This window comes from Pseudomonas pseudonitroreducens (assembly GCF_021603645.1).
In the GTDB taxonomy this organism is placed as follows: domain Bacteria; phylum Pseudomonadota; class Gammaproteobacteria; order Pseudomonadales; family Pseudomonadaceae; genus Pseudomonas; species Pseudomonas pseudonitroreducens.
The window spans coordinates 291,510-316,639 of sequence record NZ_BQHJ01000001.1; the positions used below are offsets into that span (position 1 = coordinate 291,510).

General features: G+C 67.0%; 23 protein-coding genes. 10 read left to right on the forward strand and 13 right to left on the reverse strand.

From position 1 onward, the window contains the following. Positions 1-130 precede the first annotated feature (130 nt). The 3 genes from L6D89_RS01340 to phhA form a co-directional block, all read right to left on the reverse strand. Positions 131-1,327: an amino acid aminotransferase gene (locus L6D89_RS01340; RefSeq protein ID WP_236198517.1), complete on the reverse strand. Its 1,197-nt coding sequence runs from the start codon at positions 1,325-1,327 to the stop codon at positions 131-133. Next, entirely contained in the window at positions 1,324-1,680 is a 357-nt protein-coding gene (locus L6D89_RS01345; RefSeq protein ID WP_081518008.1) for a 4a-hydroxytetrahydrobiopterin dehydratase, read from the reverse strand. The genes L6D89_RS01340 and L6D89_RS01345 overlap by 4 nt, the downstream gene beginning before the upstream one ends. A gap of 105 nt (positions 1,681-1,785) precedes the next feature. Beyond that, entirely contained in the window at positions 1,786-2,574 is a 789-nt protein-coding gene (phhA, locus tag L6D89_RS01350; protein ID WP_236198518.1) for a phenylalanine 4-monooxygenase, read from the reverse strand. 261 nt (positions 2,575-2,835) lie between these two features. Here phhA and L6D89_RS01355 point away from each other — a divergent pair, with 261 nt between their 5' ends. Further along, a complete protein-coding gene (locus L6D89_RS01355) occupies positions 2,836-4,398 on the forward strand; it encodes a sigma-54-dependent transcriptional regulator (protein ID WP_236198519.1) in 1,563 nt (520 codons plus the stop codon). Positions 4,399-4,696: 298 nt separating this feature from the next. Here the strand turns inward: L6D89_RS01355 and L6D89_RS01360 are convergent, their stop codons facing one another. Then, on the reverse strand, positions 4,697-5,065 hold the full coding sequence (locus L6D89_RS01360) for a hypothetical protein (RefSeq protein ID WP_236198520.1): 369 nt from the start codon (positions 5,063-5,065) through the stop codon (positions 4,697-4,699). A gap of 112 nt (positions 5,066-5,177) precedes the next feature. On the opposite strand from L6D89_RS01360, the gene L6D89_RS01365 reads away from it, so the two are divergent. Next, the gene (locus L6D89_RS01365) at positions 5,178-9,494 is read left to right on the forward strand and encodes a DEAD/DEAH box helicase (protein ID WP_236198521.1); all 4,317 of its coding nucleotides are present in this window, start codon (positions 5,178-5,180) and stop codon (positions 9,492-9,494) included. A gap of 57 nt (positions 9,495-9,551) precedes the next feature. Further along, positions 9,552-11,072: a glycosyltransferase family 39 protein gene (locus tag L6D89_RS01370; RefSeq protein WP_236198522.1), complete on the forward strand. Its 1,521-nt coding sequence runs from the start codon at positions 9,552-9,554 to the stop codon at positions 11,070-11,072. A 44-nt stretch (positions 11,073-11,116) separates the two neighbouring features. Here L6D89_RS01370 and L6D89_RS01375 read toward each other — a convergent pair whose 3' ends face one another. Then, on the reverse strand, positions 11,117-11,434 hold the full coding sequence (locus tag L6D89_RS01375; protein ID WP_045210136.1) for an Mpo1-like protein: 318 nt from the start codon (positions 11,432-11,434) through the stop codon (positions 11,117-11,119). A gap of 147 nt (positions 11,435-11,581) precedes the next feature. On the opposite strand from L6D89_RS01375, the gene L6D89_RS01380 reads away from it, so the two are divergent. Next, positions 11,582-12,580, forward strand: a complete 999-nt coding sequence (locus L6D89_RS01380; protein WP_236171032.1) for an AraC family transcriptional regulator — start codon at positions 11,582-11,584, stop codon at positions 12,578-12,580. A gap of 265 nt (positions 12,581-12,845) precedes the next feature. Here the strand turns inward: L6D89_RS01380 and L6D89_RS01385 are convergent, their stop codons facing one another. Further along, positions 12,846-14,300 (reverse strand): TrkH family potassium uptake protein, encoded by a 1,455-nt coding sequence (locus tag L6D89_RS01385; RefSeq protein WP_236171031.1) that lies wholly within the window; start codon positions 14,298-14,300, stop codon positions 12,846-12,848. A 179-nt stretch (positions 14,301-14,479) separates the two neighbouring features. Here L6D89_RS01385 and L6D89_RS01390 point away from each other — a divergent pair, with 179 nt between their 5' ends. Next, on the forward strand, positions 14,480-15,040 hold the full coding sequence (locus L6D89_RS01390) for a nitroreductase family protein (protein ID WP_236198523.1): 561 nt from the start codon (positions 14,480-14,482) through the stop codon (positions 15,038-15,040). Here the strand turns inward: L6D89_RS01390 and L6D89_RS01395 are convergent. From L6D89_RS01395 to L6D89_RS01425, 7 genes are all read right to left on the reverse strand, one after another. Then, positions 15,021-15,500 (reverse strand): hypothetical protein, encoded by a 480-nt coding sequence (locus L6D89_RS01395; RefSeq protein ID WP_236198524.1) that lies wholly within the window; start codon positions 15,498-15,500, stop codon positions 15,021-15,023. The two genes, L6D89_RS01390 and L6D89_RS01395, sit on opposite strands and share 20 nt — an antisense overlap. Positions 15,501-15,526: 26 nt before the next feature. Beyond that, positions 15,527-16,864 (reverse strand): sensor histidine kinase, encoded by a 1,338-nt coding sequence (locus tag L6D89_RS01400; protein ID WP_236171028.1) that lies wholly within the window; start codon positions 16,862-16,864, stop codon positions 15,527-15,529. 94 nt (positions 16,865-16,958) lie between these two features. Beyond that, positions 16,959-17,414: a Spy/CpxP family protein refolding chaperone gene (locus L6D89_RS01405; protein ID WP_236171027.1), complete on the reverse strand. Its 456-nt coding sequence runs from the start codon at positions 17,412-17,414 to the stop codon at positions 16,959-16,961. Between the two features lie 170 nt (positions 17,415-17,584). Next, the gene (locus L6D89_RS01410; RefSeq protein WP_236171026.1) at positions 17,585-18,262 is read right to left on the reverse strand and encodes a response regulator transcription factor; all 678 of its coding nucleotides are present in this window, start codon (positions 18,260-18,262) and stop codon (positions 17,585-17,587) included. A gap of 13 nt (positions 18,263-18,275) precedes the next feature. Beyond that, complete coding sequence (locus L6D89_RS01415) at positions 18,276-18,686, reverse strand: SH3 domain-containing protein (RefSeq protein WP_236171025.1); 411 nt, start codon at positions 18,684-18,686, stop codon at positions 18,276-18,278. Between the two features lie 107 nt (positions 18,687-18,793). Next, positions 18,794-19,093, reverse strand: coding sequence for a YciI family protein (locus tag L6D89_RS01420; RefSeq protein ID WP_152224716.1), 300 nt, complete (start codon positions 19,091-19,093; stop codon positions 18,794-18,796). Position 19,094: 1 nt separating this feature from the next. Beyond that, positions 19,095-19,688, reverse strand: a complete 594-nt coding sequence (locus tag L6D89_RS01425) for a septation protein A (RefSeq protein ID WP_236171024.1) — start codon at positions 19,686-19,688, stop codon at positions 19,095-19,097. A 169-nt stretch (positions 19,689-19,857) separates the two neighbouring features. Between L6D89_RS01425 and L6D89_RS01430 the strand changes: the two genes are divergently transcribed. The 5 genes from L6D89_RS01430 to scpB all read left to right on the forward strand — a co-directional run bounded on the left by L6D89_RS01430 (position 19,858) and on the right by scpB (position 25,025). After that, a complete protein-coding gene (locus L6D89_RS01430; RefSeq protein ID WP_236171023.1) occupies positions 19,858-20,733 on the forward strand; it encodes a PHP domain-containing protein in 876 nt (291 codons plus the stop codon). Next, the gene (locus L6D89_RS01435; RefSeq protein WP_236171022.1) at positions 20,730-21,359 is read left to right on the forward strand and encodes an L-threonylcarbamoyladenylate synthase; all 630 of its coding nucleotides are present in this window, start codon (positions 20,730-20,732) and stop codon (positions 21,357-21,359) included. The genes L6D89_RS01430 and L6D89_RS01435 overlap by 4 nt, the downstream gene beginning before the upstream one ends. Positions 21,360-21,420: 61 nt before the next feature. Further along, complete coding sequence (locus L6D89_RS01440) at positions 21,421-22,635, forward strand: tryptophan--tRNA ligase (RefSeq protein ID WP_275094674.1); 1,215 nt, start codon at positions 21,421-21,423, stop codon at positions 22,633-22,635. A gap of 378 nt (positions 22,636-23,013) precedes the next feature. Beyond that, positions 23,014-23,901 carry a segregation and condensation protein A gene (locus L6D89_RS01445; RefSeq protein ID WP_373874924.1) on the forward strand — a complete coding sequence of 296 codons (888 nt, stop codon included), beginning with the start codon at positions 23,014-23,016 and terminating at the stop codon, positions 23,899-23,901. Between the two features lie 83 nt (positions 23,902-23,984). After that, a complete protein-coding gene (gene scpB / locus L6D89_RS01450; protein WP_236198525.1) occupies positions 23,985-25,025 on the forward strand; it encodes an SMC-Scp complex subunit ScpB in 1,041 nt (346 codons plus the stop codon). Positions 25,026-25,130 lie beyond the last annotated feature (105 nt).

Consider the following 25,130-nt stretch of genomic DNA (forward strand, 5'->3'; position numbering starts at 1 on the left):
GATCGATTTCCGGCTGCTCCGAGCTGGCCGGCAGCACATCGCGGACGGAGTCCGCTCCTACGTTCGGGCCAAACCTCGCCCAGGCAAAAAAGACCGGCTCACAGGCCGGTCGAGGGGGAAGAAAACGGCGTCAGCGGCAGACGCGGGCGATGGCTGCCGCCAGGTGGTCCAGGCGCTCGCCGTCGAGCCCGGCGATGTTGGCGCGGCCGCTGCTGACCAGGTAGATGCTGTGTTCTTCGCGCAGGATGCGCACCTGCTCGGCCTGCAGGCCGGTGTAGGAGAACATCCCGCGCTGGATGGCGATGTGCGCGAAACGCTCCGCCAGCCCATGGGGCCGCAGCGCTTCCACCAGCCCGATGCGCAGCTCGGCGATGCGCCCGCGCATGCCGTCCAGTTCGGCCAGCCACAGGTTCTTCAGCTCCGGATCGCCGAGGATGGTGGCGACCACTTCGGCGCCGTGGGCTGGCGGGGTGGACCACAGGTTGCGGGCGAACAGCGCCAACTGGCTACGGATATCGGTGAGCTTGTCGGCGTTCTCGGCGCAGACGATCAGCGCGCCGACGCGGTCGCGGTAGAGGCCGAAGTTCTTCGAGCAGGAGCTGGTGATCAGCACTTCCGGCAAGCTCTCGGCCAGCAGGCGTACGGAATACGCGTCCTCCTCCAGCCCATCGCCCAGGCCCTGGTAGGCGAAGTCCAGCAGCGGCAGCAGCTCGCGGCGGCGGACGATCTCCAGCACCCGCTGCCACTGCGCGTGATCCAGGTCGAAGCCGGTGGGGTTGTGGCAGCAGGCGTGCAGCAGCACCACGTCGCCCTGGGGGATTTTCTCCAGCATGGCGAACATGGCCTCCGCGTCGAGGCGGTTGTCCGCGCCGACGTAGGGGTAATGCTTGATCGGCACGCCGGCAGCGGCGAACAGGGTTTCGTGGATCGGCCAGGTCGGGTCGCTCAGCCAGATATTTTTCCCCGGCAGGCAATGCGCGATGAACTCCGCCGCCAGGCGCAGGGCGCCAGTGCCGCCGGGAGTCTGCGTAGCGTCGGCACGCGAGTCGGCCAGCAGCGGTGAGGTAACGCCCAGCACCAGCTCGCACAGGCGCGCGGCGAACAGCGCGTCGCCATGGCTGCCGACGTAGCTCTTGGTGGTCTCGCTATCCACCAGGCGCTGTTCGGCGAGCTTCACCGCGCGCGGGATCGGCGTGAGGCCCTGGGCGTCCTTGTAGACGCCCACGCCAAGGTCGAGCCGCGCGGGGTTGGGGTCCGCCCGATAGGCTTCGAGCAGGCCCAGGATCGGGTCGCCCGGTACGCGGGTGACCTTGGCGAAATGGCTCATTTGCGTCCCTCTGCTGTCGCGGCCAGCTCGTCGGTGCGTGCGGCCATGATGAAGTCGTTGCGGTGCAGGCCCTTCAGCTCGTGGCTCCACCAGGTGACGGTGACCTTGCCCCACTGGGTCAGCAGGTCGGGGTGGTGGCCTTCTTCCTCGGCGATGGCACCCACCGCGTTGGTGAAGGCCAGGGCATGGCGGAAGTTCTTGAACAGGAAGACCCGCTCCAGCTCCATGTGATCGTCGCGGACCTCGATGTTCCAGTCCGGGATCTGCTTGATCAGCACCGCCAGTTCTTCGTCGGACACCTTCGGGGCGTCGGCGCGGCAGGCTTCGCAATGGGCTTGGGTGAGTGCGGTCATGAAAGGTTCTCCTTGTCGTGGGGTGGCATAGGAGTGCGCTCGCGAACCATCTTAGGCTCGCGAGCACGTCTCATCCTAGGCACAGATGGCATCGATTGCAGCGGATCAGGCGGCCTGTTTCGGCGGAAACTTCGGCGCATGCAGGCCCAGGCGCATGGCTTCGCGCACCAGCGCCATGATGTCTTCATGGGCCAGCTCGAACAGGCGCTTGAGCTCGGGGAGCACGAAATACAGGGGCTGCAGGATGTCGATGCGGTATGGCGTGCGCATGCATTCCAGCGGGTCGAAGGCCTGGCGCTCGGGCTCGTTGGAGAGGCTGTAGACCGTCTCCCTGGGCGACGAAAGGATGCCGCCGCCGTAGATGCGCAGGCCTTGCGAGGTGTCCAGCAGGCCGAACTCGATGGTCATCCAGTACAGACGGGCGAGGTACACGCGCTCTTCCTTGCTGGCGGCCAGGCCGAGCTTGCCGTAGGTGTGGGTGAATTCGGCGAACCAGGGGTTGGTCAGCAGCGGGCAGTGGCCGAAGATCTCGTGGAAGATGTCCGGCTCCTGCAGGTAGTCCAGCTCTTCCGGGGTGCGGATGAAGGTCGCGACGGGGAATTGCTGGCTGGCCAGCAGCTCGAAGAAGGTCTGGAAGGGAATCAGCGCCGGCACCCGCGCCACGCGCCAGCCGGTGGTGGCCTGGAGTACCTGGTTGATTTCGCCCAGTTGCGGGATGCGATCAAAGGGCAGGCCGAGCTGCTCGATGCCGTCCAGGTATTCCTGACATGCGCGACCCTCGATCACTTTCAACTGGCGGGTGATCAGCGTGTTCCAGACCTGATGCTCGGCTTCCGGGTAGTGGTTAAAGCCATCTTCATCAGGTTGGCGGGCCACGTACTGCGTTGTCTTCATGGGGCCTCCGGCATCTGGGCCTCGTTGTTGTGATAGACCCACAATTAGCGCGTCTGGTGCCGGCGAACAGCCCCCTCCACGCGAGGTTTGCAGACGCCGCAGAGGGGAATCCGTAAAGAAAAGATTACGCAAAGCGGCGCAGGCATCCGGCCATGGCTTGAAGGTGCGGCAGGGTGTCACATATTCTTGACGGTAATTTCCGGCCGCCTTGCGAAAAAATCGAGCCGGAGTGCCCACCACAACGACAACCACGGGCCCGCCATGCGTATCAAAGTGCACTGCCAGAACCGCGTCGGCATCCTGCGCGACATCCTCAACCTGTTGGTCGACTACGGCATCAACGTCAATCGTGGCGAGGTCGGCGGCGAGCAGGGCAACGCCATCTACCTGCTCTGCCCGAACCTGATCAACCTGCAGTTCCAGTCGCTCAAGCCCAAGCTCGAAGCGGTGCCCGGCGTGTTCGGCGTCAAGCGCGTCGGCCTGATGCCCAGCGAGCGCCGCCACCTGGAGCTGAATGCGCTGCTGGCGGCGCTGGAGTTCCCGGTGCTGTCGATCGACATGGCCGGGCAGATAGTCGCCGCCAATCGCGCTGCGGCGCAGCTGCTGGGCGTGCGCGTCGACGAGGTGCCGGGTATCCCGCTGTCGCGCTACGCCGAAGACCTCGACTTGCCGGAACTGGTGCGGGCCAACAAGGCACGGATCAATGGCCTGCGGGTGAAGGTGAAAGGCGATGTGTTCCTTGCCGATATCGCGCCGCTGCAATCCGAACATGACGAGAGCGAGGCGCTGGCGGGCGCCGTGCTCACTCTGCACCGTGCCGACCGCGTCGGCGAGCGCATCTACAACGTGCGGCGCCTGGAGTTGCGCGGCTTCGACAGCATCTTCCAGAGCTCGCGGGTGATGGCCGCCGTGGTGCGCGAAGCGCGGCGCATGGCGCCGCTGGATGCGCCGCTGCTGATCGAGGGCGAGACCGGCACCGGCAAGGAACTGCTGGCCCGCGCCTGCCACCTCGCCAGCCCGCGCGGGCAGTCGCCGTTCATGGCGCTGAACTGTGCCGGCCTGCCTGAATCCATGGCCGAGACCGAGCTGTTCGGCTACGGCCCCGGCGCCTTCGAGGGCGCACGCCCGGAGGGCAAGCTCGGCCTGCTGGAACTCACCGCGGGCGGCACGCTGTTCCTCGACGGCGTCGGCGAGATGAGCCCGCGCCTGCAGGCCAAGCTGCTGCGCTTCCTGCAGGACGGCTGCTTCCGTCGGGTGGGCAGCGACGAGGAGGTGTACCTGGATGTGCGGGTGATCTGCGCGACCCAGGTGGACCTGTCCGAACTGTGCACCAAAGGCGAGTTCCGCCAGGACCTCTACCACCGCCTCAACGTGCTCTCGCTGCACATTCCGCCGCTGCGCGAATGCCTGGATGGCCTGGAGCCGCTGGTGGAGCACTTCCTCGACCAGGCCAGCCGGCAGATCGGCTGCGCGCTGCCCAGGCTCTCGCCCCAGGCGCTGGACCGCCTCGGCCGCTACCACTGGCCGGGCAACGTGCGACAGCTGGAGAACGCGCTGTTCCAGGCGGTTTCATTGTGCGAAGGCGGCACCATCCGCCCCGAGCACATCCGCCTGCCGGACTACGGCGCGGCGCACCCGCTGGGGGATTTCTCCCTGGAAGGCGGGCTGGACGCCATCGTCGGCCGTTTCGAGAAAGCGGTGCTGGAAAGGTTGTATCGGGAGCACCCGAGCAGCCGCCAACTGGGCAAGCGCCTGGGGGTGTCGCATACCACCATTGCCAACAAGTTGCGGACCCATGGGCTGGGGCACAACGAGGAGCCCTGAGGCGTTGGTCAGCTCTTCGCAGGAGCGAGCTTGCTCGCGAACCACCTGGCACCAGTGCGCCTCTTTGGAAGCAGACTTTGTCGGCGCTCCGGCTTCCCCCTCACGGAAGTCACGGCGAAGCACGTGCGCAGGATGGCGTGGAGCGCAGCGATACCCATCGATAGCCACGCGCCGACGGTACGCGCACCGCCCGTATCAGGCCGGCGAGGGATACTGGCGCGGTTCGCGAGCAAGCTCGCTCCTGCAAAAGCCGATACGGCGGAGCGGACCGTCATGCCCGCCATCCGTCGGCAGCCAATCACCAGGTCTTCGGCCGATAGCCCTTCACACACGCCCGCACTTCTTCGTCGATCACGTTGCCCGGCTTGATGCAGTCGGACAGCTTGCGCGGACTGTCGCTATAGGGTGTGGCGGTGGGCGTGGCCTGCAGGCCTTCAGGCGTCATGCCCAGGCGTATCTGCAACAGTACCCAGCGTTCATGCAGCCAGAGCTGGCTGGCGGGGTTGCGCCACAGAGCCGTGCCGGCAGCGAGGATCAGCAGGGGAATCAGGAACCACAACAGCGGTTTCAGCAACATGCGCCAGTTGCGCTTCGGCTCCTCTGGGGGCTTCTGCCGGTTCTGCTGCCTGACCTGCTCCCAGTAGTAATCGCGATCACGGTCGCTCATCGAGTGTCATTCCGCCGGGTGGGTGGGGGAAGAGTAACGGCTGCCGCGGCCCGCGGCGAGGCGCGATCAGTGGTCCTTGTGACGGGCTTCGCGGACCACCATATTGGACTGCATGACTGCCCCTCGAACCTCTTCCCGCGCCAAGCGAGCCGATGTGCTGTCCGCCTTCCACCCGGCGGTGGCGGCCTGGTTCCGTGCGCATTTCAGCGCGCCGACCCAGGCGCAGGTTGAGGCCTGGCCGGCGATCCAGGCCGGCGAGTCGACGCTGGTGGCGGCGCCTACCGGCTCGGGCAAGACGCTCACGGCGTTCCTGTCGGCCATCGACGCGCTGGTCCGCGAGGGGCTGGCGAACGGTGGTGCGCTGCCCGATCGCACCACGGTGATCTACGTCTCGCCACTCAAGGCGTTGTCCAACGACATCCGCATCAACCTCGAAGAGCCGCTCGCCGGGATTCGCGCGACGCTGGTGGAGATGGGCCTGCCGGAAGTGGACATCCGCACCGCGGTGCGCACCGGCGATAGCACCTCGAAAGAGCGCGAGGCGATGCGCAAGCGGGTGCCGCATATCCTGGTCACCACCCCCGAATCACTCTACGTCCTGCTTGGCTCGGACTCTGGTCGCGCAATGCTGGTCGGCGCGCGCAGCGTGATCGTCGACGAGATCCACGCGCTCGCCGCGAGTAAGCGCGGCAGCCACCTGGCGTTGTCACTGGAGCGCCTGCAGGCCCTGTGCGAAGCACCGCTGGTGCGCATTGGCCTGTCCGCCACGCAAAAGCCCATCGAGGCGGTGGCGGCCTTTCTCGTCGGTCGTCACCCGGCCTGCCGCATCGTCGATATCGGCTACAGCCGCCGGCGCGACCTGAACCTGGAAGTGCCGGCGGCGCCACTCGAGGCGGTGATGTCCCATGATGTCTGGGACAAGGTCTACGACCGCCTCGCCGAGCTGGCCGGCGAACACCGCACCACGCTGGTGTTCGTCAACACCCGGCGGCTGTCCGAGCGGATCACCCGGCACCTGGCCGAGCGCATTGGCGCCGGCTGGGTGGCGGCGCACCACGGCAGTCTGTCGAAAGAGCTGCGCCTGGGCGCCGAGCGACGGCTCAAGGCCGGGCAGCTGAAGGTGCTGGTGGCTACCGCTTCGCTGGAGCTGGGCATCGATATCGGTGACGTCGAACTGGTCTGCCAGATCGGCTCGCCGCGCTCCATCGCCGCTTTCCTGCAACGTGTCGGCCGCTCCGGCCACAGCGTTGGCGGCACGCCCAAGGGGCGGCTATTCCCCACCTCGCGGGACGACCTGGTGGAGTGCGTGGCGCTGCTCGACAGCGTGCGGCAGAACGAGTTGGACGCGCTGAGCATTCCCCACGCGCCACTGGATGTGCTGGCGCAACAGATGGTCGCGGAAGTGGCCTGCCAGGAATGGCGCGAGGACGCGCTGTTCGAACTGTTCACCGCCGCACAGCCCTACGCCGACCTCAGCCGCGAGCAGTTCGATGCCCTGCTGCGTACCCTTGCCGAGGGCTACTCCAGTCGCAACGGTCAGCGTGGCGCCTACCTGCACCGCGACGCGGTCCACCAGCGCCTGCGCGGCCGGCGCGGCGCCAAGCTGACCGCCGTGACCTCCGGCGGCACCATTCCCGACACTGGCGACTACGCCGTGCTGCTGGAACCGCAGGGCCTGACCGTCGGTACGGTGAACGAGGACTTCGCGGTGGAAAGCCTGGCCGGCGACGTGTTCCAGCTGGGTAATATTTCCTACCGCATCCTGCGCGTCGAACCGGGCCGCGTGCGCGTCGAGGATGCCCAGGGCCAGCCGCCGAACATTCCGTTCTGGCTCGGCGAAGCGCCGGGGCGCAGCGATGAGCTGTCCACCAGCGTTGCGCGGTTGCGTGGCCAGCTGGACGAGCTGCTGGCCCGGGGCGAGAACGATCCCGAGCCGCTGGCGCGGGCCATCGACTGGCTGCGGGGCCTGCTCGGCCTGGACGACGCGGCGGCGCGACAACTGGTGGAATACCTGGCCCGCGCGCGCCACGCCCTCGGTGCGTTGCCGACGCAGGAGACCCTGATCCTCGAGCGCTTCTTCGATGAATCCGGCGGTATGCAACTGGTGACCCATTCGCCCTACGGCAGCCGCCTCAACCGCGCCTGGGGCCTGGCGCTGCGCAAGCGCTTCTGCCGCACCTTCAACTTCGAATTGCAGGCCGCGGCGACCGAGGACGCGATCATTCTTTCGCTGTCTACCAGCCACAGCTTTCCGCTGGACGAAGTCTGGCGCTACCTGCACTCCAACAGTGCCGAGCACGTACTGATCCAGGCGCTGCTCGATGCGCCGCTGTTCGGCGTGCGCTGGCGCTGGAACGCCACCACGGCGCTGGCCCTGCCGCGCTACAGCGGCGGCCGTAAAGTCGCCCCGCAGTTGCAGCGCATGCGCAGCGAAGACCTGCTGGCCTCGGTATTCCCCGATCAGGTGGCGTGCCTGGAAAACATCGTCGGCGAGCGCGAGATTCCCGATCACCCGCTGGTGGCGCAGACTCTCGATGACTGCCTGCACGAGGCCATGGACAGCCAGGGCTGGCTGGCCTTGCTGCGGCGCATGGAGCGCGGCGAAGTCAGCCTGTTGGCGCGTGACCTGCCGGCGCCGTCGCCGCTGGCGGCAGAAGTGCTGTCCGCCAGCCCCTATGCCTTCCTCGACGACGCGCCACTGGAAGAGCGCCGCACCCAGGCCGTACAGAGCCGCCGCTGGACTGATCCGGAAAGCGCCGACGACCTTGGCGCGCTGGATGCCGAGGCCATCGATGCGGTGCGCGCCGAGGCCTGGCCGGAAGCCCGTGACGCCGACGAGATACACGAGGCGTTGAGCGGGTTGGGCGGCATCCGCGACAGCGAGGCGCAAGCCAACGAGGGCTGGCCTTTGCTGCTCAAGTCGCTGGCCAAGGCCGGCAGGGCAACGCGCCTGGCGTTGCCGGTGGGCGATGTCTGGGTGGCGGCGGAGCGGCTCAGCCAGTGGCTGGCGCTGCACCCGCAGGTCGCGATGAAGCCGGTGCTGGAGTTGCCACCATCACTGCTTCAGCCCTGCGCGATCGATGAGGCGCAGGTCGAACTGGTGCGGGCGCGCCTGACCGGCTTCGGTCCGCGCCTGTTGTGCGAACTGGCGACCGACCTGGGGATTTCCACCGCCGATGCCGGCGTCGCCCTGGCCAGTCTCGAACGCGAGGGTTACGTACTGCGCGGCCGCTTCACCCCGGGCGGGCAAGAACAGGAGTGGTGCGAGCGCCATTTGCTGGCGCGTATCCATCGCTACACGGTGAAGCGCTTGCGCCGGGAAATCGAGCCGGTGCAGCGCGCCGACTTCATGCGCTTCCTCTTCGACTGGCAGCGGGTTTCCACGGGCACGCGGGTGCGCGGCGCGGAATCCCTGGCCGGCGTGCTCAGTCAACTGGAGGGCTTCCAGGCTGCCGCGTCCGCCTGGGAGAGCGACATCCTGCCCAGCCGGGTGGCCGACTACGGGATCAACTGGCTGGACGACCTGTGCCGCGCCGGTCGCATCGTCTGGGCGCGCTTGCCCGGTCGCAGCCCAGGCAAGGCACGCGGTGGACCGCTGAAAAGTACGCCCATCGTGCTGCTGCCGCGCGCACAGATGGCGCACTGGAGCGCATTGAGCGTCGCGCCAGTGGAGAGCGAGCTGCCGGCCAAGGCCAACAAGGTGCTCGCCGTGCTCAAGGAGCACGGCGCGTCATTCTTCGAGGAACTGGCCAGCGACAGCCACCTGCTGCGCAGCGAGCTGGAAACCGTGCTGGGCGAACTGGTGGCGGCGGGCCGAGTGAATGCCGACAGCTTCGCCGGACTGCGCGCCTTGCTGATGCCGGCGGCGCGCCGGCACCCGCAGCGTCGTTCGCGTACGCCACTGTTCGGCATGGCCGACGCGGGGCGCTGGGCATTGCTGCGCCGCTCCACCCTGGAGCCGGGCGCGCGGCTGCCGGCAGAAGTTCTCGAGCACGTCGCCATGACCCTGCTGCGTCGCTATGGCGTGGTCTGCTGGCGCCTGCTCGATCGTGAAGCCGACTGGTTGCCGCCGTGGCGCGATCTGCTGCGGGTCTATCACCGCCTGGAGGCGCGCGGGGAAATCCGTGGCGGACGCTTCGTCGCCGGGCTGACTGGTGAGCAGTTTGCCCTGCCGGAAGCAGTTGGCCTGCTGCGTGAAGTGCGCCGCCGGGAGGCGAACGGGGAGTGGCTGGTGGTTTGCGCGGTGGACCCGCTGAACCTCGCCGGCACGCTGCTGCCTGGGCGCAAGGTGCCGGCGGTGAGCGGCAACCGCGTGCTCTACCGTGATGGTGTGCCGGTGGGCGCACTGATCGCCAGTGAAGTGGAATGGCTGGCGGAACTGGCGCCGGAGGACCAGGCGCGGGCGCGGGAGCTGTTGATCCGTCGCTGATCCCGGCCGTGCTTGGCTTACACTCAGCGGCACGCCAGTCTTTCCTGCGAGGGTGTGATGCTGTCCCGCGAGCCGCCGAGTCTGCCTGCCCTGTTGCGCCAGTGGTGGTTCCTGCCGCTGCTGGCGCTCGCCCTGTGCCTGCGCCTGTATGGCCTGTCCGATTCGGCGTTGTGGGGCGATGAAAGCTCCAGCCTGTTCCTCGCCCGCTATTCGCCCTTGCAACTCTGGCAGCACGCCGCCCATGACGTGCATCCCCCGCTGTACTTCTTCTTCCTCCACGGATGGGTTCAGGTCGTGGGCGAGGGCGTTCTGTCGCTGCGCCTGTTCAGCGCGCTGTTCGGCACGCTCGCGGTGTTTCTCGGCGGCTGGTTGATGTGGCGGCTGGCGTCGGCGCGCGCTGCATTCATCGCCCTGCTGTTGCTGGCGCTGCTGCCCACGGCCGTGCGCTACAGCCAGGAAGTGCGCATGTACTCGCTGCTCGGCTGCTGGTTGCTGGCGGCCACCCTGGCCTTGCTCTACTGGCTGGAGGAGGGGCGGCGGCGCTATCTGCTGATGTATGCCGCGCTGATGACGGCGGCCTTCTACACCCATTACTTCAGCCTGTTCGGCGCACTGGTGCAGTGGCTCTGGCTGGCGACGCTGCCGAACAGCCCGCTGCGGCGCCGCGACTGGTGGCTGGCCAACCTGGCCATCGCCGCACTGTTCCTGCCCTGGTTGCCCGGGCTGCTGGACCTGATTCGGCATATGGCGGTGCTGGAGGCCGGGGGCGACGTCGGCTGGCAGCCGCCGGTGGATGCACGCTCGTTGCCCTCGATGCTCTGGCAGTGGTTGGCGCAGTCCGACGGCAACGCGTTGTCCTGGCCCGTGCTGCTCGGCGCGCCGTTGCTGGTGGTTGCGGTAACACTGCTGGTGCTGCGTACGGATGACAGCCGGCAGCGCGGTGGCGTGCTGCTGGCCCTGTACTGCGGCTTGCCGCTGCTGCTGTTGTATGGCGTTTCGTTCCTCTCCCCGGTATTCGTCGAACGCTATCTCACTGCCTTCGCCCTGGGCCTGCCGCTACTGCTGGCGTTGGCCCTGGATCGCCTGCTGCAGCAGCGCCGTGTGCTCGGCGCCGCGCTGCTGGTGACCCTGCTGGGGCTGCAGGGGATCGGGGTGGGGCGCGCGATCGCGGTCGACCCGGACGAGCAGTTCGATGGCATGGCGGCCTACGTCAACGCGCACTACCGTGCCGGCGACCGGGTGGTGGTGGATGACATCCTCTGGTACCTGACCTTCCGCTACTACAACCATACCGGCCAGGAACCCTTGCTCTACACCGCACCGACGGCGGACGGCAGTTCGGGGCGGCCGGGACGCTATGGCTTCGGTTCGCTGATCGACGACCGCCAGCATGCCTTCGTCGACCGCCTGGCCGATCTGCCGCAGGACGAGGGCCGTGTCTGGCTGGTGATGAGCCGCTACAACGACCAGGAGATTCCCGACGTGCCGGCTACCTGGCGGCGGGTGGCGCAGCATGCCGGCGGCGAAGTGCAGGCCATCCTCTTCGAGCGCACGGCGCAGCGTAATGCCGCGCGCTGAAGGCTGCTGCCCTTGGTTGACGGCTTACCCTGTGGTCTGAAGGCTCAGAAACGGATGCGCCCGGTGAAGGCATCCTTGAGCATCACCCAGTCGCCCATCAGCGACCACAGCGGGTACTTGAAGGTCGCCGGGCGGTTCTTCTCGAATACGAAGTGGCCGACCCAGGCGAAGCCGTAGCCGGCCAATGGCATGGCCAGCAGCCACAGCCAGTGCCCGCTGACGATGGCGTAGGCGAGGATCGACAGCACCAGCAGGCTGCCCACGTAATGCAGACGGCGGCATACGGCATTGCTGTGTTCCTGCAGGTAGTACGGGTAGAACTCGGCGAAGCTCTGGAATCGATCGGCGGTCTGGGTGCTCATGGCGCACCTCCTGTTGTTGTGATGGCGCCAGTGTAGGCTGCCACCTTCAGACTTGCGGATGACATAGGGTGCCAGTTTAGTATCCCCGTGTGCCGCCTGCGCCCAAGCGGTCCGGCGCGGACCACCACCATAACCAGAAGAATATGCATGCCTGAGCGTACAACCCTGTCGAGCTGGGTGCGGGGGATCGTCCAGTCGCTGGAGCTGGAAGGCCTCGACTGCCGCGCGTTGTTCACCGAACTGGGGCTGGATTTCGCGGCCCTCGACGATCCCGATGCGCGCTTCCCGCAGGACGCCCTGAGCCAGCTGTGGAACCGCGCCGTGGAGCTGTCCGGCAACCCGGCCATCGGCCTGAACATTGCCCGCGTGCACACTCCGGCGTTCCCCGTGGTCGGCTACGCGCTGATGTCCAGTCGCAACCTGGGCGAGGGCTTCGAGCGCCTGGAGCGCTACCAGCGGATCATCGCCGAGGGCGCCGACCTGACCTTCCGCCGTCTGCCCGAAGGTTGCCTGTATCGCATCGTGGTCCATGGCGATCGCCTGCCGGTGCCACGGCAGAGTGCGGAGTGCTCGCTGGCCAGCTTGACCGCCATGCTGCGCTGGATCACCGGGCGAGCGATCAAGCCACTGGAAGTGCGCCTGGCCGGCGAGGCACCGCAGAACCTTGAGCCCTACCGCGAGTTGTTCCAGGCGCCGCTGAGTTTCGGCCATGCGGATTGCGCGATGCTGTTTTCCCACGAGGACATGAGCGCGCCGCTGCCCACCGCCAATGAAGAGCTGGCGCGCCTGCATGACCGCTTTGCCGGGGAATACCTGGCACGCTTCGTCAGCAGCCGATTCAGCCACCAGACACGCCAGGTGCTGTGCCGCCTGCTGCCGCAGGGCGAGCCCAAGCGCGAGAGCGTGGCGCAGGCGCTGCACCTGTCCGAGCGCACCTTGCAGCGGCGCCTGCAGGAAGAGGGCAGCAGCTACCAGCAACTGCTCGACGACACCCGCCGCGAACTGGCCCAGCAATACCTCGCCACGCCGCGCATGACGCTGCTGGAAATTGCCTACCTGCTGGGGTTCTCGGAGCCGAGCAATTTCTTCCGCGCCTTCCGCCGCTGGTTCGGCAAGACGCCGGGGGAGTATCGCGAGGAGTTGTGATGCCTCCGGCGCCAAGCGGCTGGTTGTAGGAGCGAGCTTGCTCGCGAACCGCTTGAGGCCGGAGCTGCCGGGAGACTCGTTCGCGAGCAAGCTCGCTCCTACAGGGGGCTGATCGCCGCGCTCAATGCCGCCAGAACGCCAGGCTGAATAGTCAGCAGGATGGGTGGAGCGCAGCGATACCCATGCCGTTGGCGGCCGGGATTGATGGGTATCGCTGCGCTCCACGCCATCCTACGGTGTGTTCATCCTGCACATGCAGGGCCGCTCAGTGCCGCCAGAACGCCGGGGTGAACAGCACCAGCACGGTGATGATCTCCAGGCGCCCCGCCAGCATGCCGCCGCAGAGCAGCCACTTGGCGGCGTCCGGTAGCGAGGCGAAGTTGCCCGACGGGCCGATGATCGGGCCCATGCCCGGGCCGACGCCGGCCACGGTGCTGGCGGCGCCGGTCAGCGAGGTCATCCAGTCCAGGCCGAGGAACGACAGGCCCAGTGCCAGCGCGCCGACGGTAGCGCCGAAGAAGAACGAGAAGGTCAGGATCGAGCGCACGATCTCTTCGTCCAGGCGATGGCCGTTGTAGCTCTGGCGGATCACCGCGCGCGGGTGGATCAGCTGGTAGAGGCTGGCGCGCAGCAGGGTGAAGGCGACCTGGAAGCGGAAGATCTTGATCCCGCCGGCGGTGGAACCGGAGCAACCGCCGATGAAGCCCAGGTAGAAGAACAGCATGATCGAGAAGTGGCCCCAAAGGCTGTAGTCACCCAGGGCGAAGCCGGTGGTGGTGACCACCGAGGTGACGTTCACTGCAACGATGCGGAAGGCGTCCAGCCAGGGCAGGTCGGAGTTCACCGAGTACCAGGTGCCCATCACCAGCCAGGTGAACACCAGCAGACCGAGGAAACCGTGCACCTGGTGGTCACGGATCAGTGCCTTGCGGTTGCCGCGCAGGGTGGCGACATAGAGTACGAAGGGGATGCTGCCCAGGATCATTACCACCACCGCGACCCAGTGCACCGCCGGTTGGTGCCATTTGGCCAGTGACTGGTCGGAGGTGGAGAAGCCGCCGGTGGAGATTGCCGACATGGCGTGGTTGAGCGAGTCGAACAGGCCCATGCCGGCCCACCAGAAGGCCAGGGTGCCGGCAATGGTGATGGCCACGTAAACCCCGACGATGTACTTGGCCACCATGTGCGAGCGCGGCATGACCTTGTCGGAGCGGTCCGAGGACTCGGTCTGGAACAGGCGCATGCCACCGATGCGCAGCATCGGCAGGATCGCCACCGCCATCGCGATGAAGCCGATACCGCCGAGCCAGTGCAGCAGCGAGCGCCAGATCAGGATGCCCGGCGACATCTTGTCCAGCCCGGAAAGCACGGTCGAACCGGTGGCGGTGATGCCGGACATGCTCTCGAAAATCGCGTCGGTGAAACTGATATGCCGGGCGAACATGAAGGGCAGGGAGGAGAAGAAACAGACGATCACCCAACTCGACACGGTGAGCATGTACATATCGCGCGGACGCAGGTGCACTTGCTCCGGGCGGCCGGGGATGACCATGCCCAGCCCGCAGGTGAAGGTGATGATTGCCGACCAGATGAAGGGATGCAGTTCGTTGGCGCGGCCGTAGTAGAGCAGCGTGGCCATGGGGACCAGCATGGCGACCGCCAGCGTGATCACGAAGATGCCGATGATGAATCCGAGTGTGCGTAGTGTCGGCAGGGCCATGCGCTGAGGTCTGAAACGAAAAGGAATCGGCCATTTTACCTGCCGTCTGGCGAGAGTAAACCGCGTGACCGCGTTCCTCTTTACAAGTTGAGCGGGTAAGGCTTGCGTTGCCTTTGCTGGGCAAATGCGAACCCTTTGCGTCTACAATGGCGGCTTTCGAGATTGACTGGAGGCAGCCCATGGAGGCTCTCGACGCGTTGCTCAACCGTGTGTCCCATGCCCGCCTGAGCGAGCCGGCACCGTCTGCCGAGCAACTGGACCGGCTGTTCCGCAGCGCCTTGCGCGCTCCGGACCACGGGCAGTTGCGCCCCTGGCGCTTCATTACCGTGGAAGGCGAGGCGCGCAAGGAGTTGGGTGAGCTGTTCGCCCGGGCCGTGGCGGCGAATGAGCCCGATGGCAAGCCTGAGGCGCTGGACAAGGCTCGCGCCATGCCGCTGCGCGCTCCGCTGTTGGTAGTGGCCGTGGCACGCCTGCAGGATCACCCCAAGGTGCCGGAGATCGAGCAGTGGCTGGCGGCGGGTTGTGCCGCTCACGGCATCATCCAGGCCGCCTACGTCGAAGGGCTGGGGGCGATGTGGCGCACCGGCGCGATGGCGTTCGATCCGTTGGTGCGCGCAGGCCTGGGCCTGGAGGAGAACGAGCGTATCGTCGGCTTCATCTACCTCGGCACGCCGATCGGCGAACTGCGCCGCCCGGCGCCGCTGGACCCGGCAGGGTTCGTCAGCGCCTGGCGGGGCTGAGCGGCAGTTCCAGGCGAACTTTCCAGCCACCGTCGCGGGCACGCCAGAGCAGGTGCCCGCCCTGCCAGCTAGTCAACCGGCGAGCGGCAGGCAGCGCTTCCGCCAGCCACGCCCGCGCCTGCGGGTCGTGGCCTTGCAGGTCCAGCCTGAGGGAGCCGTGCGCCGAACCGAGCGACAGCTTCAGGTTGGCATGTGGATGCCGCATCAGCGCCGCTTCCAGTAATGCGTCCAGTGCTTCGCCCAGCGCATCCGGCCAGCTTTCCAGCGGCCAGGTGCCGTTCTGCGGCAGGCTCAGGCGCAAGCCGGGCCAGCGTGCGCGCCATTGTTCGGCGAGCCGCGCCAGCTCCACCGCCAGCACCAGGTATTGCGGATCGTCGTAGGGCTCGCTGCGCAGCAGGGCTGCCGGCGGAAGCGGTCGTTGCAGAGCGGGAATCGGGGTCGCGAAGGCGGGAAGGCTCATGGTCACTCTCCGAAAGTGCGCTCGACTCAGGCGGCCTGGCGGCGCAGCGGCAGGTCGATGCTCGCGAGGAAGCCGCCGTCGGGATGGTTGGCCAGGCGCAGCCGTCCGTGGTGGCGCTCGATGGCGCGACGGGCGATGGCCAGGCCCAGGCCATGGCCGGGGCTGCTCTGGTTGGGAGCGCGGAAGAAGGGTTCGCCCATCTGCGCCAGGTGTTCGTCGCTGGCGCCGGGGCCGTGGTCGCGCACACTGATGTGCAGGCGCTCTCCATCGATCCGCGCCTGCACTTCCAGCGGCTGTTCAGCTGGATTGAAGCGCAGGGCGTTGCGCAGCAGGTTGTCGAGGGCACGTTCGAGCATGTCTGGCCAGCCGTCGACGGCCAGTTGTGGCGCGATGTCGAGCTGGACGTGCTGCTCGGGGTAGAGCAGTTGCGCATCGCTGCGCAGGCGCTCGAACAACGGCAGCAGCTCGATGCGGCTGGTCGGGCCCGGTTCGGCGTCGAGGCGGGCGAGGGCGAGGATTTCGCCGATCAGCGCTTCCAGGCGATCGCACTCCTGTTCCAGGCGCGGCCACATGGCGGCGCGCTGCTCGGGGCCGGCGCGTTCGGCCAGGGCCAGGGCGATGCGCAGGCGCGCCAGCGGTGAGCGCAGTTCGTGGGATACGTCGCGCAGCAGTTGGCGCTGGCTGCCGATCAGCCCTTGCAGGCGGGCACCCATGCGGTTGAAGTCGCGGGCCAGCACGCCCAGTTCGTCACCACGGCGTGAGAGGCGGGCGAGGCTGTCCTGTTGATAACTGGTTTGGCCGAGGTCATGCACGGCGCGGCGCAGGCGATTCAGCGGGCGGGTGATGGACAGCGTCAGCAGCAGGCTGAATACGGTCAGTACTACCAGTGCGATACCCAGCGCGCTGAGTGGCCAGAGCAGGCTGCTGCGGTGCCAGGCCTGCAGCGTCGGGTGTGGAATTCGGTAGATGAACAGGTAGGTCTGGTCGGTGCGGCTGCTGGTGTATTCCTGGCTCAACTGGCGCCAGGGGAAGCGCGGCAGGTTTTCACGGTCGAAGCTGTTGTCGCGTGGGCGCGGCGGGCGTGGCAGGTAGGTGCCATTGACCAGACGCTGGCCGGTTTCGTCGAGCACCTGTACCGAGAGCTCATAATCCTTGCGCCGGCTTTCCAGCAGTTGTTGCGCGGCATCCGGGCCCTTGGTCTCGTACAGCAGGGTCCATTGCCTGGCGATGTCGTGCAGCCCCGGATAGCGCGCGATGACCCAGGTGTCCTGGTTCAGCGCGCGGCCCAGCAGGATCGACAGTCCGGCCACCAGCAACAGGGCGAGCCAGAAGGCGGCGAGGATCCGCCAGAAGAGTGAACGCATGGTCTTCCTGTTCAGCCGCATGGTCTATCCGTTGTCAGGGGCTCCACGGCAAGACGCCGGGATAAAACCCGGCGCCTGCGTTTGCTGGAGCGAATCAGTTGGTCTTGGCGCCGTCCTTCTGGGCCTTCCAGGTCTGGAATTCCGCCCATTCGGCCTTGCGCTGTTCGCGCTGCTTCTTCAACTCGTCGAACTTCTTCTGCTGCTCGGGAGTGAGGATGCCGCGGACGCTGGCGTCGGTCTTGTCGTGGTTGGCCTTGAGCTCTTCCTGCATGGCCTTGCGGTCGGCCTCAGGCAGCTTGTTCCAGTATTTCTCGGTGATGGCGCGGCGATCTTTCATCGAGTCGCCCATCAGCTTGCCGATCTGCTGGCGCTGGTCCTGGGTCAGGTTCAGCTCGCGGAACGGGCCGCCGTGTTCGCCGCGGTGCATGCCCGGGCCGTGGTCTTTCATGAACGGGGCCGGCGGCGGTGCGTCGGTCGGCGCGGGAGTGGCCGCCAGCGCGACGGTCGGCAGGGCGGCGGCGATCAGCAGGGCGGTCAGGGTCTTGCGCATGGTGTTTCTCCTTTCAGGGGCCGGTCGTTACCGGATGAGCCCAGTCTAGGGTCGGCAAGGTCAAGGGCAGTCAGTCCCACGTAAAGCTTCGGTAAAGATTAGGTGAAGCCCTGCTGGAATCTTTACGAAAGCCCGGACCAGAGCGGCCCGGGTCGGAAGCGTGGCGCTGCTCAGGGCGCGTAGAAGTAGCCGCGCCCGCGCAGGGCGAGGATGCGCGGGCGGCCATCGGGGTGGCCGCCGAGCTTCTTGCGCAGGTTGCTGACGTGCATGTCCAGGCTGCGGTCGTACAGGGTCAGCTTGCGGCCCAGTGCGAGCTGGGCCAGCGCCTGCTTGTCCAGCGGCTCGCCGGGCTGGCGCAGCAGGGCTTCGAGAATGCGGCTCTCGGAGAGCGTCAGGCTGATTTCTTCCGCGCCGATGCTGGCCACGCCGCGCGACAGGTTCAGCGCCAGGTCGCCCAACTCCAGTTGCGCGGCGGGTTGCGCCGGGTGGCTGCGGCGCAGCACGGCACGCAGGCGGGCGGTCAGCTCGCGGGGGTCGCAGGGCTTGGCCAGGTAATCGTCGGCGCCCAGCTCCAGGCCGAGGATGCGGTCCAGCGGCTCGCCGCGTGCGGAGAGCATCAGTACCGGCAGGTCGGGGTGGTCGCTGCGCAATGACTTGAGCAGTTCCAGGCCGCTGCCGTCGGGCAGCATCACGTCGAGCACCACCGCGTCCGGCGCGCGGCTGCCCAGCGCGGCGCGGGCCTGCGCGCCATCGTGGGCGGCGCGGATGCTGAAGCCTTCCTGGGCCAGCCAGGTCGTCAGCAGTTCGCAGAGTTCGACGTCGTCGTCGATCAGCAGCAGTTCACTCATGGAGAGGCTTCTTTCAGTTGATCCATTCGCGGCGCGAACGGCGCCGGCCACGGCTGAGCATGCCGAGGATGAACGCCAGCAGGGCAGTGCCGGCACCGCTTACGTACCAGGTCTGCTGCTCGCTGAGCAGGCGCGGCGGCTGGTTGGCCTGGGCCTCGCGCAGCTGCAGCTTCAGGCGCTGGTTTTCCTGGGTCAGGCGCGCGATGCGCGCTTCATCCTGGCTGTTGTCAGGGTTGGCGAGCTGCGCGGCCAGTTCGGCACGCTGCCGTTCGCTTTCGGCCAGGCGCTGTTCCAGTTCAGGACCGGCGTCCGGTGCTTGGGCCGTTTCTTGGACAGCGGTTTGTGCCGGTTGCTCCGTGACGGGCTCTTCGGCGAGGGCGGGCAGTGGCAGGGCGAGGCAGGCGAGCAGGGGCAAACGGCGCATCGGGACTCCTTGTTCGATGACGTGCCGCCGTCCATGGCCTTCCCGGCGGTGTCCGGCTGCGATGCCCCGTGGCGCTCCGTGCCGCGGGGTGCAACGCTCGCGCGCTGTTAGGGCAGGACTTTCTTGAACGGCTTGACCACGACGTCGGCGTAGACGCCGGCGGCACGGTACGGGTCGGCGTCAGCCCAGGCCTGGGCGGCGGCCAGGGACTCGAACTCGGCGACGATCAGGCTGCCGGTGAAGCCGGCAGCGCCCGGGTCGTTGCTGTCGATGGCCGGGTGCGGGCCGGCCAGTACCAGGCGGCCCTCTTCCTTCAGTTGCTCCAGGCGCGCGATGTGCGCCGGACGGGTTGCCAGGCGGCGTTCTTGGGATGCAGTGATATCACGGGCAATGATCGCGTAGAGCATGTCAGTCCTTGGGTTTTTCGCCGGTAGGTTCATCGTGCATGTGGCGGGCCAGGAATACACCCTGGCCGATCAGGAACAGCAGGGTCATGCCCAGGCTGCCGAACACCTTGAAGTCCACCCAGATGCTCTGGAAGGTGAAGGCGACGAACAGCTGGACACAGCCGCAGATCAGGAAGAACAGCACCCAGGCGATGTTCAGCTTCGCCCAGAGGGAATCGGTCAGGTTCACCGCGTGGCCCATGATGCGCTGGATCAGCGGGCGGTCGCCGATGAAGTGGCTGCCGGCGAAAGCCAGGGCGAAGAGCCAGTTCACCACCGGCGCTTTCCACTTGAGGAAGGTCTCGCTGTGGAAGGCCAGGGTCATGCCACCGAACACCAGGCAGGCGGCGAGCGTCACCCACTGGCCCTTGTCCAGCTTGCGCTGCTTGATCAGCAGGGCGCCATAGACCACCACGGAAGTGGCGATCAGCACGGCCGTGGCGCTGTAGATCCCGCCGACCGAGAAGCTCTGGCCGGCGAATTCGACGTTGCGCGGGTCGAGCTTGTAGACGATGAAGAAGAGGATGAGGGGAATGAAATCGATGAATTGCTTCATTACGGCAGCCAGAGCCCAGTTGAGCCGGCATAATACCAACCTGCGGGTGAACTGAAAGGGCCATCCGCCCAACGCTGCGTCATATCATGGTTTCAAGCGATTGCCGTGATCGTGTTGGCAGCAAAGCGTCTATACAGAAAGTTATCCCATCGCCCCACCTGGATACCGCATGCGAGTTGACCTGCACTGCCACAGTACCGCGTCCGACGGACAGCTCAGCCCGACGGCACTGGTCGAGCGCGCCCACGGGCGCGGCGTGCGCGTGCTGGCGCTGACCGACCACGACACGCTCGACGGCCTGCCCGAAGCACGTAGCGCGGCACAGGCACTGGGCATGGAGCTGGTCGACGGCGTCGAGCTGTCCTGCACCTGGGGCGGAGCGACCATCCATGTGCTCGGCTATGGTTTCGACGCCCAGTCGGAGCCGCTGGTCAGGGCGCTGGATGACCTGCACCGCGCGCGCTGGACCCGCGCCGAGGAGATCGGCCGACGCCTGGAGGCCAAGGGCATGCCCGGTGCCTTCGAGGGCGCGCGGGCGGTGCAGGCTGAGCTGGGCGATAGCGAGAACGCCCCGGCTCGCCCGCACTTCGCCGAGTTCCTGCTGCGCCAGGGGCACGTCAAGGATCGCGCCGAAGCCTTCCGCAAGTGGCTGGGCGCCGGCAAGCTGGGCGACGTCAAGCAGCACTGGCCGAGCCTTGCGGATGCAGTCGGCACGCTGCGCGCGGCGGGCGCCTGGATCAGCCTGGCGCACCCGTACCAGTACGATTTTACCCGCACCAAGCGACGCAAGCTGGTGGCGGAGTTCATTGCCGCCGGCGGCCATGCGCTGGAAGTCTGCAACGGCCCGCAGCCGGCCGAACAGGTCGGGGTGCTGAGCATCCTGGTTCGCGAGTTCGGCCTGATGGTCACTGCCGGCAGCGACTTCCACGGCCCCAGCGACTGGTCGGAGCTGGGCCTCTACCGGAGCGTGCCGGAAGACCTGCCACCGCTCTGGCCGCGCTTCGCCAGCGCCGAGAACGCCATCGGGATCAAGGAGACGCCATGAGCCAGTTCTTTCAGATCCATCCGGAAAACCCCCAGGCGCGCCTGATCAAGCAGGCGGTGGAGATCGTCCGCCAGGGGGGCGTGATCGCCTATCCCACCGACTCGTCCTATGCGCTGGGCTGCCGCATCGGCGAGAAGTCCGCGGTGGAACGCATCCGCCACATCCGCCGGCTGGACGACAAGCACAACTTCACCCTGGTCTGCCGCGACCTGTCGGAGCTCGGCCTCTATGCCAAGGTCGATACCGGCCTGTTCCGCCTGCTCAAGGCGCATACGCCCGGCCCCTACACGTTCATCCTCAACGCAACGCGCGAAGTGCCGCGCATGCTGCTGCACCCCAAGCGCCGTACCATCGGCTTGCGGGTACCGGCCTGCCCGATCGCCCTGGCGCTGCTGGAGGAGCTGGGTGAGCCGCTGATGAGCGTCAGCCTGATCCTGCCGGGGGAGACGGAGCCGCTGAACGACCCTTATGAAATGCGCGATCAACTGGAGCACGTGGTCGACCTCATCATCGACGGCGGCTTTGGCGGCGGCGAAGCCTCCACGGTGATCGCCCTGACCGACGAAGACCCGGTGGTCGTGCGGGTCGGTTGTGGCGACCCGGAGCCCTTCATGGTCAACGCCTGAGCACGCCCGGCGTGCTGGCTATACTCCCCCGTTCCATCGCCGAACCCGCGAGGTTGATCGCTTGACCAGCGTCGAATCCCTGCGTCGTGTGCTGTCCGGCATGCGCCCCACCGGGCGCCTGCACCTGGGGCATTACCACGGTGTGCTGCAGAACTGGGTGAAGCTGCAGCACGAGTACGAATGCTACTTCTCGATTGTCGACTGGCACGCCCTGACCACCGAGTACGACGAGACCGCCAGCATCCGCCAGCACGTGCGCGACATGGCCATCGACTGGCTGGCGGTGGGCATCAGCCCCAGCGCCGCGACGATGTTCGTCCAGTCCCAGGTCCCCGAGCACGCCGAGTTGCACCTGTTGCTGTCGATGATCTGCCCGCTGTCCTGGCTGGAGCGCGTGCCGACCTACAAGGAACTGCAGGAGAAGCTGGTCCACAAGGACCTTTCCACTTTCGGCTTCCTCGGTTACCCGCTGCTGCAGGCGGCGGATATCCTGATCTATCGCGCCGGTCTCGTGCCGGTGGGCTCGGACCAGTTCGCCCACGTCGAGTTCACCCGCGAGATCGCCCGCCGCTTCAACCACCTGTACGGTGGCGAGGTGGATTTCGAGGACCGCGCCCAGACCGCCATCGCCCGCCTGGGCAAGAAGACCGGCAAGCTCTACAGCAGCCTGCGTCGGGCCTGGCAGGAGCAGGGTGACGGCGAAGCCCTGGAAACCGCCCGGGCGCTGCTCATGGAGCAGCAGAGCCTGACCCTGGGCGACCGCGATCGACTGTTCGGCTACCTCGAAGGCACCAGCCGCGTGCTGCTGCCCGAGCCGCAGACCCTCACCAGCCATGCGCCGAAGATGCCGGGGCTGGACGGGCAGAAGATGTCCAAGTCGCACCACAACACCATCGCCCTGCGCGATAGCCCGGAGGTGATCGAGGAGAAAGTCGCGCGCATGCCCACCGACCCCGCGCGCGTGCACCGTCACGATCCAGGTGAGCCGGAGCGTTGCCCGGTGTGGCAGTGGCACCTGATCTATTCCGACGATGGCTGTCGCCAGTGGGTGCAGGAGGGATGCCGCAGCGCAGGCATCGGCTGCCTGGACTGCAAGCGCCCGCTGATCGAATCGATCCGCCACGAACTGGCGCCGATCCAGGCCCGCGCGCTGGACTACGAGGACAACCCCGAACTGGTGCGCAGCATCCTCGCCGAAGGCGCCGAACGCGCTCGCGAGGCGGCGCGGGAGACGCTGGTGGAGGTGCGGCATGCGATGGGGCTGTCCTACCGATAGGCAGCGCATTTGCTTCTTGTAGGAGCGAGCTTGCTCGCGAACCTGGCTCCGACGCGAGCGGTTGGTTCGCGAGCAAGCTCGCTCCTACAGTAATGCCAGGGCCGTATCGCGCTGGAAGCCGATCGCGGACAGAGTCCGCTCCTACGCACAGGCGTGCCGAGTGCGCTGCGAATCCGCCAAAAGCCCCTCGCACGGCTGGCAAAAGCAGGGATAATGCCGCTTTCCCCCCCTGAGCCTGACGAGTGGCCGATGAGTGACCTGACCGAGCCGGAAGCCCCTGCCGCCGCCCCTGAATACCAGGTGCCGGTGCAGCTGGCGCTCGTCTACGGCGAGGCCCTGACGGAGATGCCGCAGGACCTGTACATCCCGCCGGATGCCCTGGAAGTCTTCCTCGAAGCCTTCGAGGGCCCGCTCGACCTGCTGCTCTACCTGATCCGCAAGCAGAACATCAACATCCTCGACATTCCGGTTGCGGAGATCACCCGCCAGTACATGGGCTACGTCGAGCTGATGAAGTCGGTGCGCCTGGAGCTGGCCGCCGAGTATCTGGTGATGGCCGCCATGCTCGCCGAGATCAAGTCGCGCATGCTGCTGCCGCGCTCGGCCGAGGCCGAGGAGGAAGAGGACGACCCGCGTGCCGAGCTGATTCGTCGCCTGCAGGAATACGAACGCTTCAAGAAGGCTGCCGAGGACCTCGACGAGCTGCCGCGCCTGGGCCGTGACTACGTGGTGCCGACCATCGCTGCGCCGGATGCGCGGGCGCGCCGGTTGCTGCCGGAAGTCGACATGCAGGAGCTGATGCTGTGCATGGCCGAGGTGCTGCGCCGCGCCGACCTGTTCGAGAGCCACCAGGTCACCCGCGAGATGCTCTCTACCCGCGAGCGCATGAGCGAGATTCTCGAACGCCTGAAGGGCGAGGGTTTCGTGCCATTCATCACGCTGTTCCGGGTCGAGGAAGGCAAGCTTGGCGTGGTGGTGACCTTCATGGCGGTGCTGGAGCTGGTCAAGGAACAACTGGTGGAGTTGGTGCAGAACGAAGCTTTCGCCCCCATCCACGTGCGCGCCCGCAGCGAAGTGCAGGAAGGCGCCGCGCGCTTCGGCGAAGCGTCGGAGGAGGTGCTGGAAGAAGGCGACGAAGACGTCTTCGAACCCCGCGAGGAAGCACCGGCCGAGCTGACCTTCGAGGATGGCCATTTCGATGGTCCGGAGGACGAGTCGACGCTCGATCAGGAACTGGACGGCGAGCCGGAAGAAGAGCCGCGCTGAACCGCCAGCGTTGCCCTGGCGGCGCGCTTTGAGTAGCTTTCCCGCCTGAACGGCCCATCCTTCTATCTGACCCGAGCGCTCCGATGAACCTCTCCGACCCGCAAGAACTGGCGACCCTGCTCGAAGGCATCCTCCTGGCTGCCGGCAAGCCCATGTCGCTGGAGCGCCTTGGCGAGCTGTTCGAGGAAGCCGAACGGCCGGAGCCACAGCAGTTCCGCGACGCGCTGGCGGTGCTGGGGCTGTCCTGTTCCGGTCGGGCCTTCGAGCTGAAGGAGGTTGCTACTGGCTACCGCCTGCAGGTGCGCGAGAAGTTCGCGCCGTGGGTCGGCCGTTTGTGGGAAGAGCGCCCGCAGCGCTATTCCCGTGCGCTGCTGGAGACCCTGGCGCTGATTGCCTACCGCCAGCCGATTACACGTGGCGAGATCGAGGAAATCCGTGGCGTCGCAGTGAACACCCAGATCGTCAAGACGCTGATGGAACGCGAGTGGATCCGCATCGTCGGCTACCGCGAAGTCCCCGGCCGCCCGGCCATGCTCGCCACCACCCGGACCTTCCTCGACTACTTCAACCTGAAGAGCCTGGAGGAGTTGCCGCCGCTGGCCGAGCTGAAGCTGATGGAGCCCGAGCCGCAGCCGATCCTCGAGGACATGGCGCCGGTCGCCAGCCTGCCGAGCCCCGAGGAATACGACGAGGACTACATTCCGCCGTCCCTGCAGGCCCTGGCCGACCAGGCGGTGCGTGATGCCGGCGAGGAGCCGGAGCCCGCGCCGCCGGAAGAGCCGAAGGAAGAGACCAGTTTCCGCAGCCTGCTCGCCGAGCTGGACGAGATGGAGCAGGGCCTGAAAACCGACTTCGACGACCTCATCGACCGCCCGCCGAGTGACGACGAAGACAGCGGTGTGGATGCCGATTTCAGCGGCGTCCACGGCCTGCCCGAAGTCGCGTCCGACAACGAGGATGCCGGCGCTGCCGAGCATGCTGCGCCGGTAGAGCCTGCCGCGCTGCCTGAGCCCGCGCCCCAGCCACCGGCCGCCGCGCCGGAGGATGAGTGGGACGAGGAACGCGCGCTGCGCGAGGCCATGCGCGAGGAAATGGAGTTCAACCGGCTCAATCGCGACCATTGAGTTCCATTCAGCGGCGTTTTCCAGCCGTTCGGTGATTGACTTCCGCCTTCGGCGCGACGACCTTATGTGCCGCGTTTGCAAGGCGCAGGCGGCAACACCCGGGGA